The 13,477-nt window shown below is 68.2% G+C and carries 14 protein-coding genes; 9 read left to right on the top strand and 5 right to left on the bottom strand.

Annotation, left to right across the window (positions count from 1 at the left end; translation table 11 throughout):
- The first annotated feature begins 67 nt into the window (after nt 1-67).
- Both mqnC and ACIP6U_RS08315 read left to right on the top strand, forming a co-directional pair.
- Entirely contained in the window at nt 68-1,282 is a 1,215-nt protein-coding gene (gene mqnC, locus ACIP6U_RS08320; RefSeq protein WP_401714250.1) for a cyclic dehypoxanthinyl futalosine synthase, read from the top strand.
- A gap of 15 nt (nt 1,283-1,297) precedes the next feature.
- On the top strand, nt 1,298-1,711 hold the full coding sequence (locus tag ACIP6U_RS08315) for an imidazolonepropionase-like domain-containing protein (protein ID WP_401714248.1): 414 nt from the start codon (nt 1,298-1,300) through the stop codon (nt 1,709-1,711).
- 76 nt (nt 1,712-1,787) lie between these two features.
- Here the strand turns inward: ACIP6U_RS08315 and ACIP6U_RS08310 are convergent, their stop codons facing one another.
- The gene (locus tag ACIP6U_RS08310) at nt 1,788-2,831 is read right to left on the bottom strand and encodes a hydrolase (protein WP_401714246.1); all 1,044 of its coding nucleotides are present in this window, start codon (nt 2,829-2,831) and stop codon (nt 1,788-1,790) included.
- Nucleotides 2,832-3,166: 335 nt separating this feature from the next.
- Here ACIP6U_RS08310 and ACIP6U_RS08305 point away from each other — a divergent pair, with 335 nt between their 5' ends.
- The 4 genes from ACIP6U_RS08305 (at nt 3,167) to ACIP6U_RS08290 (ending at nt 7,846) form a co-directional block, all read left to right on the top strand.
- The gene (locus ACIP6U_RS08305) at nt 3,167-3,562 is read left to right on the top strand and encodes a hypothetical protein (protein WP_401714245.1); all 396 of its coding nucleotides are present in this window, start codon (nt 3,167-3,169) and stop codon (nt 3,560-3,562) included.
- A gap of 18 nt (nt 3,563-3,580) precedes the next feature.
- Nucleotides 3,581-5,947, top strand: a complete 2,367-nt coding sequence (locus ACIP6U_RS08300; RefSeq protein WP_401714243.1) for a bifunctional polysaccharide deacetylase/glycosyltransferase family 2 protein — start codon at nt 3,581-3,583, stop codon at nt 5,945-5,947.
- A 97-nt stretch (nt 5,948-6,044) separates the two neighbouring features.
- Nucleotides 6,045-7,115 carry an acyltransferase gene (locus ACIP6U_RS08295; protein ID WP_401714439.1) on the top strand — a complete coding sequence of 357 codons (1,071 nt, stop codon included), beginning with the start codon at nt 6,045-6,047 and terminating at the stop codon, nt 7,113-7,115.
- Between the two features lie 35 nt (nt 7,116-7,150).
- Nucleotides 7,151-7,846 carry a demethylmenaquinone methyltransferase gene (locus tag ACIP6U_RS08290; RefSeq protein WP_401714241.1) on the top strand — a complete coding sequence of 232 codons (696 nt, stop codon included), beginning with the start codon at nt 7,151-7,153 and terminating at the stop codon, nt 7,844-7,846.
- A 29-nt stretch (nt 7,847-7,875) separates the two neighbouring features.
- Here ACIP6U_RS08290 and ACIP6U_RS08285 read toward each other — a convergent pair whose 3' ends face one another.
- On the bottom strand, nt 7,876-8,193 hold the full coding sequence (locus ACIP6U_RS08285; protein WP_401714239.1) for a PASTA domain-containing protein: 318 nt from the start codon (nt 8,191-8,193) through the stop codon (nt 7,876-7,878).
- Between the two features lie 183 nt (nt 8,194-8,376).
- Complete coding sequence (locus tag ACIP6U_RS08280; protein WP_401714237.1) at nt 8,377-8,883, bottom strand: GNAT family N-acetyltransferase; 507 nt, start codon at nt 8,881-8,883, stop codon at nt 8,377-8,379.
- A 98-nt stretch (nt 8,884-8,981) separates the two neighbouring features.
- Here ACIP6U_RS08280 and ACIP6U_RS08275 point away from each other — a divergent pair, with 98 nt between their 5' ends.
- Together ACIP6U_RS08275 and ACIP6U_RS08270 are read left to right on the top strand one after the other, a co-directional pair.
- Nucleotides 8,982-10,277, top strand: coding sequence for a geranylgeranyl reductase family protein (locus tag ACIP6U_RS08275; RefSeq protein WP_401714235.1), 1,296 nt, complete (start codon nt 8,982-8,984; stop codon nt 10,275-10,277).
- A 142-nt stretch (nt 10,278-10,419) separates the two neighbouring features.
- Nucleotides 10,420-10,689 (top strand): hypothetical protein, encoded by a 270-nt coding sequence (locus ACIP6U_RS08270; protein ID WP_401714233.1) that lies wholly within the window; start codon nt 10,420-10,422, stop codon nt 10,687-10,689.
- 14 nt (nt 10,690-10,703) lie between these two features.
- On the opposite strand, the gene def is transcribed toward ACIP6U_RS08270, so the two are convergent.
- Together def and ACIP6U_RS08260 are read right to left on the bottom strand one after the other, a co-directional pair.
- A complete protein-coding gene (gene def / locus ACIP6U_RS08265) occupies nt 10,704-11,330 on the bottom strand; it encodes a peptide deformylase (RefSeq protein ID WP_401714231.1) in 627 nt (208 codons plus the stop codon).
- Between the two features lie 235 nt (nt 11,331-11,565).
- The gene (locus tag ACIP6U_RS08260) at nt 11,566-12,372 is read right to left on the bottom strand and encodes a C40 family peptidase (RefSeq protein WP_401714229.1); all 807 of its coding nucleotides are present in this window, start codon (nt 12,370-12,372) and stop codon (nt 11,566-11,568) included.
- Nucleotides 12,373-13,115: 743 nt separating this feature from the next.
- On the opposite strand from ACIP6U_RS08260, the gene ACIP6U_RS08255 reads away from it, so the two are divergent.
- Nucleotides 13,116-13,475 (top strand): NADH-quinone oxidoreductase subunit A, encoded by a 360-nt coding sequence (locus ACIP6U_RS08255; protein ID WP_030379754.1) that lies wholly within the window; start codon nt 13,116-13,118, stop codon nt 13,473-13,475.
- The last annotated feature ends 2 nt before the right edge of the window (nt 13,476-13,477 follow it).

Genomic DNA, 13,477 nt, shown 5'->3' with positions numbered 1-13,477 from the left:
GGCTTGTCGGAGGGCTGGCGTACGCTGGCTTGGTCCGTCCACAACCCTTGACGAAAGGGACGCCCCGGTGACCGAGAAGGCCGACCTCGCATCTTTTGATGTCACAGCCGTGCTCGACCGTGCCGCCGCCGGTGGGCGGATCACCCCGGAAGAGGCCCTCGTCCTCTACCGCGACGCCCCGCTGCACGCGCTCGGCGCGGCCGCCGACGCCGTACGCCGCCGTCGGTACGCGGGCACCGAGCACATCGCGACCTACATCATCGAGCGGAACATCAACTACACGAACGTGTGCGTCACGGCGTGCAAGTTCTGCGCCTTCTACGCCGCTCCCAAGGACACCGCCAAGGGCTGGACGCGGGACCTGGACGACATCCTGCGCCGGTGCGCGGAGACCGTCGAGCTCGGCGGCACGCAGATCATGTTCCAGGGCGGTCACCACCCGGACTTCGGCGTCGAGTACTACGAGAAGCACTTCGCGGCGATCAAGGGCGCGTTCCCGCAGCTTGTCATCCACTCCCTCGGCGCGTCCGAGGTCGAGCACATGGCCCGGATCAGCGGGGTGTCGGTCGAGGAGGCCATCACCCGGATCCACGCGGCCGGTCTCGACTCCTTCGCGGGCGCCGGCGCCGAGCTGCTGCCCGCACGCCCCCGCAAGGCGATCGCGCCCCTCAAGGAGTCCGGCGAGCGCTGGCTGGAGATCATGGAGGCGGCGCACAACCTGGGCGTCGAGTCCACGTCGACCATGCTCATGGGCACCGGCGAGACCAACGCCGAGCGCATCGAGCACCTGCGGATGATCCGTGACGTACAGGACCGGACGGGCGGCTTCCGCGCCTTCATCCCGTACACCTACCAGCCCGAGAACAACCACCTGAAGGGCCGCACGCAGGCCACGCTCTTCGAGTACCTGCGCATGATCGCCATCGCGCGCCTGTTCATGGACAACATCGCCCACATCCAGGGCAGTTGGCTCACCACCGGCAAGGAGGTCGGCCAACTCTCCCTGCACTACGGCGCGGACGACCTCGGCTCGATCATGCTGGAGGAGAACGTCGTCTCCTCCGCCGGCGCCAAGCACCGCTCCAACCGCATGGAGATCATCGACCTGATCCGCAAGGCCGGGCGCGTGCCGGCCCAGCGGGCCACGACGTACGAGCACCTCGTCGTCCACGACGACCCGGCGAACGACCCCGTCGACGAGCGGGTCATGTCCCACATCTCCTCCACCGCGATCGCGGGCGGCACGGCCCACCCCGAGCTGAAGCTCCTCGCGTCCAACTGACGAACTGAAGCTCCTGTGCTGACGATTCACACGGCGGACGCAGGCGACGCGGTCGCGGTCGAGGGCAGCCGGATCGCGGGCGTCGGCACACTGGCGGAGGTCCAGAAGCGGTTCCCTGACGCCCGCGTACGGAACTGGCCGGGCACCCTGGGCCCGGCCCGCATCCACGAGGGCCCACTGCCGGAGGCTCCGAGCCCACGGGAACGCATCCACGGGGTCTTGAAGTTGGGGGCGACGGCGGTTTTGGAGCGGTACGTCGACTCACCTGACCTGCGGGCGGCGGCGAACCGGAACGACGTGCTGGTTCTTCCGGCGCCGGGTCCGACGGCCATCGCAGAGGGCGAGCGAGCTGATTTGGCCGTACGGGACGAGACGGGCGCGTGTATCGCCACGGTGTGCGCCGGGCGCCTGGTACATAGGCGCCGCTAGCAACGCCCCTGCGTTTTTGGCCTGTAGGGGCGCGGGGAACTGCGCGACCAGCCACGTACAACCCGCACGCACCCACTCACCCCGCGAACGCTTCCCCAAACGCCCCCGCACTCTGATCAACCCCACTGCAATCGGTCGCCGCATCATCCGCCCCGGCGGACCCGTCCTCACACTGCTGATCCCGAAACGTCGACCACATGGAAACCCACGCGATCTCCTTCTCCTCGGCGAACGCCCGAACATCCGCCGCGTCGGACAGAGTCAGCGTCTCCCCGTCCACGTCATTGACGCCGATCATCGAGGTCAACGCCATCCCCCGCCACGCATCCGCGTCGGACAACCCGAACACCTTCTCCAACTGCGCATGCGCGGCCTTCGCCGAAGTCACCGCATAGTCGCCCATGTCCCCGTCGTACGACTCCCCGTAGTTCATGGTCATGAGATTCACCGAGGACACCTGAACGTCGTACTTGTTCGCCGACTCCAGCAACGCGACCCCGTCGGAGTCGAGCCCCGACGGCATCACCGGCAAAGTGAACGTCACCTGGAGATCGCTCCGTTCCTTCTGCAGCAACGCGATCGCCTCGGACCGCAGAGCAACCCCGTCGGAGTCGGTCAACTCATCGCCCTCGATGTCGAAGTCGGCCTCGGAGGACCCGGCCGCATCCAACGCCTTCCCGTACGCGGCGGCCAGCGCAGACGCGCTGTCGCACGTGGACGCCAGTTCCTTCCCGGAGGCCCCGCCGAAGGACACCCGAACACTGGCACCGTCACCCTTCAGCCCAGAGATCCGAGACGTCACCGCCGAATCGCCGACGGCCTCCGTGCCGTTCCACTTGGGCGTGCACGTACTGCCGGAGGCGATCACGAAGGCCAGGTTGTACGTCGTCGGGGAGCCGGCCGAGTCGTTGTCGGACGCCTCCGTCGCGCTGACGTAGGGGGCGTACGAGGTACTGGACGTCGCCTCCGCCTCCTGCGAGGCGCTCGCGCTGGGGGTCGTGCTCTGTTTCGGGGGATCCGACGCCGCGTCCGAGGTGTTGTCGGAACCGGCGGAGCACCCCGTCGTGGCCAGGGCAAACAGACATGTGACCCCGACCGCCGGTTTCAGGAAACCCTGCATTGAAGATGCACCCGCTCTCGTGATTTCTGTCTCAGGCGTGAAACAAAGTCCCATTCAAATAGAGAACGTCTCACACGAGGCCGCTGTTCATGAAGACGGCCAACGCACAGGAAGCGCATGGGAGATGTGGTGCGAATCGTATCAACCGGGCGGAATAAATGGGGCATTGGGCTCCTGCTCCCTCGTGTGTCACCGTGCAGGCGTTCATGGAATCTCATAGCCAAGAGACAGGTTAAGAGGTCTCTCATATGCGCCTCACAAGAAAACTGGCCCCGGACACATAAAGGCTCTCTAATGTCCGGGGAATGCATTCCGAGCCTGCCATCGAAAACCGCGTGACCGCACGCGGTCGCCGCCGCAAACGCGGCAACGAGTCCGCCGAGGGACCCGTGTTCGTTGACAACTCCGGACGCCGCTCGAAGCTGCTGCGCCGGATCGGTCTCTTTGTCAGCGTCCTGTGTCTCGGGTACGCAGCCGTGCTCGTCCTGGCCTTCATGGGCATCGGCACGTCGATCAACCCGTCCTCGCTGCTGCCCTTCGGCAACGGCCAGGCGGGACCCGGGAACGGCAACGTCCCCGCCGGCTACCGCCAGCAGAGCGGCCTCGGCCACCAGGTGGGCAGCCGCCCCAGCGGCCTCCCCTCCGCACCGCCCTCGGGCCTCCCCACCACGTCCCCTTCCACGTCCCCCTCACCGTCCTCGTCCTCGTCCGCCGCCGCGAACGCCAACTGAGGGGAACGGCACACCCACATGTCCACGACGACGTCCTCACGCGGCCGTCGGCGTGCCCCCTCCCGCATCGAGCGGGCGGCGGGCAAGGCCGCGGCGCTGCAGAAACCGCGAGTCATCCTCGCCCTGCTGCTCCTTCTCGCGCTGACCTGCATCATGCTGCTCGACGGCTATCTGCGTGCCGAGGTCGGCGGCGACCAGCGGGTGCGCGACGGGGCCAGTTCCAGCAAGGTCCCCGACAAGGTCCTCAACGGCGGGCCGATCGTCAGGTTCCAGGGCGGTCAGGCCACGACGATCTCCGTACCGAAGAAGACGATCGCGCTCACCTTCGACGACGGCCCGAACCCCACGTACACGCCCCAGGTCCTCAAGATCCTGGAGGAGAACGACGTCCCGGCCACCTTCTTCGTGGTCGGCTCGATGGTCTCGCGCTATCCGAGCATCGTGAAGGACATGGTCCAGCAGGGCAACGAGGTGGGGATCCACACCTTCACCCACGTCGACCTGTCGTACCAGAGCGACTCCCGCATCAAGCGGGAGATGGAGCAGACCCAGCTCGCGCTGGCGGGCGCGGCCGGCATCACGACCACGCTCTTCCGCGCGCCGTACTCCTCGGAGACGGACGCCATCGACAACTACAGCTGGCCCGTCTACAAGAAGCTCGGCGCCGACGGGTACATCAGCGTCTTCGTCGACACCGACAGCGACGACTGGAAGAAGCCGGGCGTCTCGAAGATCGTCGACTGGGCCACGCCCAAGGGCACGACGGGTGCGGCGGTCCTCATGCACGACGCGGGCGGTGACCGCGAGCAGACGGTCGAGGCGCTGCCGACGTACATCAAGAAGATGAAGGCGAAGGGCTACACCTTCACCACCATCAGCGGGGTCGTGGAGAAGGACAGCGCCAGTGACCGCCGGGCGGGGGCGACCGGTTCGGCGACGGGGACGGTTCCCGGTGCGAGCGGGCAGGCCGCGGACGGGCCGAACGGCGCGGAGGGCAACGCCGGTTCAGGCACCCAGGGCACGCAAGGCACCCCGGGGAACGGCAACGGAAATGCCGCCGCCCTGGCCCAGGCCCGCCTCCAGGCCGCCCACCGCACCGCCACCGGCGCAACCCTCTACGAGGGCAAGGCACTTGTGATGGCCGTCGCCGTCGCCGAGTGGACCGTACCCGCGCTCTCGGTCGGGCTGATCATCGTGGGCGTGGCCGTCATGGGCCGCTTCGGGATGATGCTGATCCTCGCCCGGCGGCACTACAGACAGCGCAACAAACACCGGTTCAGCTGGGGGCCGACCGTCACCCGGCCGGTGAGCGTGATCGTCCCGGCGTACAACGAGAAGGAGTGCATCGCCAACACCCTCAAGTCGCTGGCGAAGAGCACCCATCCGATCGAGGTCATCGTGGTCGACGACGGTTCGACCGACAACACCTCCGAGATCGCCCGCGACGCGGCCAGGGAACTGGGCATGACCAACGTCCGGGTCATCCGCCAGGAGAACGCGGGCAAGCCGGCCGCTCTCAACAACGGGGTGCGCAGCGCCAGTTACGACATCGTCGTGATGATGGACGGCGACACCGTCTTCGAGCCGGAGGCCGTCCACCAGCTGGTGCAGCCCTTCGCCGACCCCGAGGTCGGCGCGGTCGCGGGCAACGCGAAGGTCGGCAACCGCGACACGATCATCGGCGCCTGGCAGCACATCGAGTACGTGATGGGCTTCAACCTCGACCGCCGCATGTACGACCTGCTGCGCTGCATGCCCACGATCCCGGGCGCGATCGGCGCGTTCCGCCGGGACGCGGTGCTCCAGGTCGGCGGCATGAGCGAGGACACCCTCGCCGAGGACACCGACATCACCATCGCGATGCACCGCGCGGGCTGGCGGGTCGTCTACCAGGAGCACGCCAGGGCCTGGACGGAGGCGCCCGGTTCGCTCAAGCAGCTGTGGTCGCAGCGCTACCGCTGGTCGTACGGCACCATGCAGGCGCTGTGGAAGCACCGCAAGTCCCTTACGGACAAGGGTCCTTCGGGCCGCTTCGGCCGGGTCGGCATGCCGCTCGTGGTGATCTTCCAGATCGTCACGCCGGTCTTCGCCCCGCTGATCGACGTGTTCACGGCGTACTCGATGATCTTCGTCGACTTCCAGGCGGCGCTCTACGCGTGGCTCGCGGTCCTCGGCATCCAGCTCTTCTGCGCGGCGTACGCCTTCCGGCTGGACCGCGAGAAGTACCGGTACCTGCTGATGATGCCGCTGCAACAGCTGGCCTACCGCCAGATGATGTACCTCGTCCTCATCCACTCCTGCATCACCGCCCTCACCGGCGGCCGCCTGCGCTGGCAGAAACTCAAGCGCACGGGCGAGGTCGGGACTCCGGCGGGGGTGAGCTGAGGTGGGTTCGCACAGAAGAGGGGCGCCGGCGAACACGGCTACGGCTGCCCCTGTTGCCACGGCTGGGCCTGCGGCTGCGGATACGGCTGAACCGGACATCCGGAGCACCGCCCCGCTCCCGCTCCCTCAACCCCCCGCCCGCGACCGCTACTTCGACACCCTGCGCGCGGTCGCCCTCATCCGGGTCGTCACCTATCACACCTTCGGGTGGGCCTGGTGCGGGATGGTCTTCCCGTCCATGGGCATCATGTTCGGCCTGGCCGGCACGCTCATGGCCAAGTCGCTGGAGCGGCCCGCGGCCAAGGTGCTGAGGAGCCGGCTGCGCAGGCTGCTGCCGCCGTTCTGGTTCTGGGGCGTCTTCGTCGTCCTCGCGATGCTCGTGCACGACTGGATGCCGGGCTGGGAGATCGTCTACTGGGTCGTGCCGCTCGGCGACCCGCCGGGCAACGCGTGGGGCGAGCAGGCCTGGGAGATCCTCTGGTACCTGCGGACGTACCTGTGGTTCGTACTCCTCTCCCCGCTGCTCCTACGGGTCTTCCGGCTCGCCCCAGTCTTCGTGCTGTTGCTGTCCCTGGCCCCGATCCTGGTCCTCACCTACCTGTGGGCGGGGCCCGACAACCGCTTCGGCAGCGCCCTGTGGGACCTGTCGACGTACCTCTTCTGCTGGCTGCTCGGCTTCGCGCACCGCGACGGCGTGCTGGAGCGGCTGAAGCCCGCCCTGGTGGTCGTCCTCTCGCTCGCCGCGCTCGGCTACGGCGGCTGGTACGCCTTCTCGCAGCAGGGCGAGGTCGGCACCTACGACCTCGACGAGATCCCGCTCGCCCAGGCCTTCTGGTCGGCCGGGTTCGTGCTGCTGCTGATGTGGGCCAAGGCGTACTTCCGGATCGACTTCGCCTGGCTGACCCGGTTCCGGCGGACGGACCGGGTGGTCACGATCTTCAACGCGCGTGCCGTCACGATCTACCTCTGGCACGAGATCGCGCTGATCCTGGCGGTGCCGCTGATCGACCAGTTCTGGAACGTGCCCGCGTTCGAGAAGTGGCTGCCGCTGGACAGTCAGTGGTTCATGTTCGGGATCGGCTGGATCCTGATCGCGGTGTTCGTGCTGGCGTGCGGCTGGGTGGAGGACGTGGCGGCGAAGAAGCGGCCGCGGCTGCTGCCCTCCTGAGCGGCCGGCGGGGGCCGTACTGCAAGAATGGCCCGGTGACCCGCGCCTCCCTGAACAAGCAGCCGCACGAAGTCGCCTCGATGTTCGACGACGTGGCGGAACGGTACGACCTGACCAACGACGTGCTGTCGCTGGGCCAGGACCGGGTGTGGCGCAAGGAGGTGGCGAGGGCGGTCGACGCGCGGCCCGCGCAGAAGATCCTCGACCTGGCCGCCGGTACGGCGACCTCGTCGCTGCCCTTCGCCCGCACGGGCGCGTACGTCGTCCCGTGCGACTTCTCGCTCGGCATGCTCAAGGTCGGCAAGAAGAACCACTCCTGGCTGCCGTTCACCGCGGGCGACGCGACGAAGCTGCCCTTCCGGGACGACGTGTTCGACGCCGTCACGATCTCCTTCGGGCTGCGCAACGTGCAGGACTACGACTCCGCGCTGCGTGAGATGTACCGGGTGACCAAGCCCGGCGGACGGGTCGTGATCTGCGAGTTCTCGCACCCGACCTGGGCGCCCTTCCGCACCGTCTACACCGAGTACCTGATGCGGGCGCTGCCGCCGGTGGCCCGCGCGGTGTCCTCGAACCCGGACGCGTACGTCTATCTCGCCGAGTCCATCCGCGCCTGGCCCGACCAGCCCGCGCTCGCCGGCCACCTCCAGAAGGCCGGCTGGTCGAAGGTGGCCTGGCGCGACCTCACGGGCGGCGTGGTCGCCCTGCACCGGGGCTTCAAGCAGAGCTGAGGGCCCTTCCCGGGGCTGCGGACGGGGCTTCAGGCCGAGCTGACGAAGGCGTACGGGTCGCCGCCGCCGGGCTCGTTCAGTTCGCGTTGCAGTCCGCCGCCGGGCGGCCTGGGCAGGCGCGGCTCGCGCACCCCGCCGCCGCCGTCGCCCTCACCGAAGTCGAACCACACGTACACCACGGAGTCCCGGGGCACCTCGGCATTGGGCTGCGGGTACTGCCGTACGACGTACTCGACCACGGTCTGGTGGAAGTCGGGCCGGTCCGGCGCGTTCAGGAAGAGGCCGGTGTCCTCGGCCGTCCTGCGCGCGTCCATGGCCATCAGACCGACCAGCCGTGGCACTCGCACTTCGGGTGTTTTGGGTGTTAAGCGCACAGATGTCACCCCCAGCGGTACTGGCAGAGTAACCGCCGGGGGGTGGCGATCGGAAGGTCCAAGTGTCTTTCTGTAGCAGTCGGTTACTGTGGGTGACTTTTCCCGATCATCTACGATCACGGATCGCGCCGGCACCTCACGTGTCGCGCCGGCGCCTCACAGGTCGAGCCGGTAGCAGTGGCCCTCCCGGTCGCTCGACGGCGTCCGGAAGACCTCGTCGAGCCGCATGCCCAGCCGCCGCGTCACCGCGATGGACCGCTCGTTCTCGGCGATGACCATGGCCACCACCGTCGGCACGCCCGCCGCCCGCAGCCGCTCCAGGGTCATCTGTGCGGCCGTGGTCGCGTACCCCTTGCCCCAGAACTCCCGGCCGAGGCGCCAGCCGATCTCGATCTCGCCCTTGGGGCCCCAGTCCTGCGGCCAGGGCTGGGCGCCGGTGAAGCCGATCACCCGGCCGGTGTCGTCGACCATGGTCCACAGGCAGAAGCCGTGCTCGGCGTCGTGCCGGCGCTGGCGGGCGGTGAGCTCCTCGTAGACGGACAGCTCCGCGGTCCGGCCGCCGTGGAACTCCATCACGTCCGGGTCGTCGAAGATCCGGTGCCAGGCCACCGCGTCCTCGTCGGTGGGGACGCGCAGCCGTACGACGGGCAGAGCTCGGTTCACGTTGGCAGCCCTTCAGCTGGGTGATCAATTCTGCTGAATAGACTGCCCTTGTCCAGTGCCCGTCGGCACGCAGATTCCGAACTTGGGGAGATCCCGCCGTGACCGTCGTGACTGAGCCGCTCTCCGAAAACACCGCCGATGTGATCGTCGTCGGCGCGGGGCCGGCCGGCTCCACGACCGCGTACCACCTCGCCAAGTCCGGACTCGACGTACTCCTGCTGGAGAAGACCGAGTTCCCGCGCGAGAAGGTGTGCGGCGACGGCCTCACCCCGCGAGCCACCAAGCAGCTGGTGGCCATGGGCATCGACATCTCCGAGGAGGCCGGCTGGCTGCGCAACAAGGGGCTGCGCATCATCGGCGGCGGCGTCCGCCTCCAGCTCGACTGGCCGGACCTCGCCTCGTACCCGGACTACGGTCTGGTCCGCAAGCGCGACGACTTCGACGAGCAGCTCGCCCGCAACGCCCAGAAGGCGGGCGCCCGGCTGTACGAGCGCTGCAACGTCGGCGCCCCGATCGTCGACGACCGCACCGGCCGCATCACCGGCGTGCACGCCAAGCTCGGCGAGGACAAACGCGAAGTCACCTTCCACGCGCCGCTGGTGGTCGCCGCCGACGGCAACTCCACGCGCCTGTCCCTGGCGATGGGCCTGCACCGCCGCGAGGACCGCCCGATGGGTGTCGCGGTGCGCACGTACTTCACCTCGCCCCGCCACGAGGACGACTACCTGGAGTCCTGGCTGGAGCTGTGGGACCGCCGCGGCCCGGGCGAGGACCGGCTGCTGCCCGGCTACGGCTGGATCTTCGGCATGGGCGACGGCACCTCCAACGTCGGGCTCGGCGTGCTCAACACCTCCGACTCCTTCAAGGAACTGGACTGGCGCGAGGTGCTGAAGGCCTGGTGCGCGTCCATGCCCGAGGACTGGGGCTACACCCCCGACAACATGACGGGACCGATCCGCGGCGCCGCGCTCCCCATGGCCTTCAACCGCCAACCGCACTACACGCGCGGGCTGCTGCTGGTCGGCGACGCGGGCGGCATGGTCAACCCCTTCAACGGCGAGGGCATCGCCTACGCCATGGAGTCCGGCCAGATCGCCGCCGACGTCATCGTCCAGGCTCACGCCCGCCCGACGCCCGCGAGCCGCGAACTGGCCCTGCAGCGCTACCCGCGCGTCCTCAAGGACACCTACGGCGGCTACTACACGCTCGGCCGCGCCTTCGTGAAGCTCATCGGCAACCCGAAGGTCATGAAGATCGCGGCCCAGCGCGGCCTGACCCACCCCCTGCTGATGAAGTTCACCCTCAAGATGCTGGCCAACCTCACCGACCCGACGGGCGGCGACGCAATGGACCGCATCATCAACGGCCTGAGCAAGGTGGCCCCGAAGGCGTGAGCGCCGCCCCGGTCGCCGCCGCGAGTGACGCGGGATGATTGCGGCGGATTCCGGGCATGACGATCTCCCTCGGGTGCCATATTCGGGGTGAGCGCACACCGACGGCGGACTCGCGCGAACCGGTGGCGCCCCAGGGGGATCGATGACTGTCTCGGCACTGCTGCTGCTCGTCCTGGCGGCCCTGATCGGAGTCATGGCGTGGCGGCTGGTCTTCAGCGTCCGCCGTCTGAACGCCGGTCAGGATCCGGCTCGTCGGGGGCCCGTCCTTCCGGACCCGACCCGACAGGAGCCCCGTCGGCGGGATCCGGGTGCCGGATCCGGAGAGCCACGGCGGCCGATGCTCACCGTGGCCTCCGAACTGGCGGCGATCGTCGGGCTCCTGATCGCTTTCATCGCCCTGCTCAAGAACTGAGGGCTGTCGGCCGGTCAGCTGTGGAGCGCCTCGATGTTGGCGGCCCGGCGGGCGTACACCTCGTCGCGGTGTTCTTCCACCTGCCGTAGCGCGTCCCGGCGTTGGCGCTTGGAGAGCCGGTCCAGGTAGACGTGGCCGTTGACGTGGTCGGTCTCGTGGGCGAGGCAGCGGGCGAAGTACCCCGTGCCCTCGACGACGATCGGCTCGCCGTCCTTGTCGAGGCCGCGCACCACGGCCAGGTCCGGGCGGGGCAGTTCCATGACGGCGCCCGGCACGGACAGGCACCCCTCGTTGTCGTCGAGCAGCCGGCGTCCGGTCGGGTCGAGGGCTTCGAGGACCGGGTTGACGATGTGCCCGACGTGCCGGACCCCGTCGTCGTCGAGGCAGTCGTAGACGAACAACCGCAGATCGACGCCGACCTGGTTCGCCGCAAGGCCGGCTCCCTCGGCGACGTACATGGTGAGGAACATGTCGTCGATCAGCGCGGCGAGGTCGGGTCCGAACTCGGTGATGTCCCGGCAGGGCTTGTGCAGCACCTCTTCGCCGACCTCGGTGATGCGCCGCACCGACCCGCGCCGGGCCTCGGGCGCGAGCGGCGGATACGAGTCGACGGGCTTCCCCTGGACGAACACACTGGGCATGGCTGTCTCTCCTGTCGTGTGAGGACGCTGTGGCGGGGCAGGAGAGGGCCCTACGGGCCTTGGGAGCCTCTTCCCGCCCCCCAGGAGCCATGACAACAGAACGCGCCCGACAGCCGCAGGAGAACACCGGCCACACTCACGGACGTCCCGCACCGGCGACCGGCGGGCGGACGCCGGGAGGGCCGCTGCCCCCGAGCGGCTGCGGCCCTCACAAGCTGTCCGGATGCTCCGAGGTTCAGAGCACCCGCACCGCGCCGGTCGGCGGGTCGTACGACAGCGGCCGCTCGACGACACCCGTCGAGGAGTTCTGCGCGCCGACGAACATGCCGCCACCGACGTACACCGCCACGTGGTACGCGCTGCCCGCGCTGCCCCAGTACAGGATGTCGCCCGGCTGAAGGTTGCTCAGCGACACCTGGGTGCCGGCCGTCGACTGGTCCTGCGAGACGCGCGGCAGGCTGATGCCCACCTGCTTGAAGGCCGTCTGCACCAGACCGGAGCAGTCATAGGCGGACGAACCGGTCGCGCCGGACACGTACGCCTTGCCGACCTGTGCCTTGACGAAGTTGACGATGGTGGCCGCCGAACCGGTCGCCGTCGACGAACTCGTCGTGGTGGTCGAGGGAGTTGAAGCGGCGAGCGTGGTCCGCTGGGTGCTGCGGCTGGCTGCCTCCTCAGCGGCGGCCTTGCGGGCCGCTTCCGCCTTCTTCTTGGCCTCCGCCTTCTTCTTGGCGTCCGCGAGGTCGACCTTGGCCTGCTTCGCGGCCTTTGCGGCGGCCGCGTCACGCTCGGCACGCAACTGGTAGTTCGCGGCTGTCTGCTGCGTGGCATCCGCGGACTGGGCGACCTGAGTGGACAGGTCGGCGGTCAGGGTGGGCAGTTCGAGGGTCTGGGTCACCGGCTCGGCGGCGCTCGCCGAGGCCGACGCGCCCGCCGCTGCCAGACTGAGTACGCCACCGGCGACTCCGGCACGCACCGCGATCGAACTCGTCGCGTTGCGGCGGGGTTTCCGGTGGCTGCGTATGTGAGCGGTGTGGGACATGAGTCCAACCGGTATCAGGGGCTCCTCCATACCTTCAAGAAACGTGTGGTGCGCCACATTTACTCAATGGGTCCCCACAATCCCGGGCGTGGCGTTCTTTATTGACGCCGTAACGGACATTGCGGGCAGAGCCCGATCGGCCCGTGATCACGCCCTTTCGTCGTTACGCCCGAATTGCCCTTGACCTACCACCGGTTGAGACAAGTGGCCAAGCCCCGCTCTCAGACGCCTCTCATGGATGTGGCGGAGGTCACGCAACGGTCACAGCGGCGGCTGCGTCATGCGCGTGCCTCGGTCCTCACTCGCTCGTGAATGTGTGCACGTGTCCACATCGCGCCGTGCGACTCCCTCCGATGTGTGAATGCCGTCCTCTAGCAAGGCACCCCGTCCAGCACCAATTTGCATGCAAGGGAAGTCTCTTGATATGGAGACACCTCGTCCGAACTGCGCCGACGAGCGCAAATGTCACCTCTGGTGATCACTCGGACGCTTCACGTGCGAAGATCACCGGCCATCCGACTTCATGATCCTTCGTCAGGTGGTGGAGATCACAAAGCTTGTGCAATACCCCGTGTCGCAGATCACAGAGCGCCGGGCATAAGATGCGAGGCAGTTGGGCTTGTGACCTGCTTCACATGTTCTCGATCTTCGCTGGGACGCGAGGTGTTCGGGGATCCGGTGGGGCAGCAGCGGGCCCGGTGCCATCGCCAGCAGTCAGTGCCGACTGAGAGGAGCGAGGAGCGGTGAACGCGTATGCGCCCATCCTCGTACTGGGAGCCCTCGGGGCAGGCTTTGCGATCTTCTCCGTGGTCATGGCCACGCTGATCGGTCCGAAGCGGTACAACCGGGCCAAGCTCGAGGCCTACGAGTGCGGGATCGAGCCGACCCCCACGCCGGCCGGCGGCGGGCGTTTCCCCATCAAGTACTACCTGACGGCGATGCTCTTCATCGTCTTCGACATCGAGATCGTCTTCCTCTACCCCTGGGCCGTCACCTTCGACTCCCTGGGGATCTTCGGGCTCGTGGAGATGCTGCTCTTCGTGCTCACCGTCTTCGTCGCGTACGCGTACGTATGGCGGCGCGGCGGCCTGGAATGGGACTGAGG

Source organism: Streptomyces sp. NPDC088794 (genome assembly GCF_044750545.1).
GTDB lineage: Bacteria > Actinomycetota > Actinomycetes > Streptomycetales > Streptomycetaceae > Streptomyces.
This window is presented reverse-complemented; position numbering and strand designations above follow the sequence as displayed.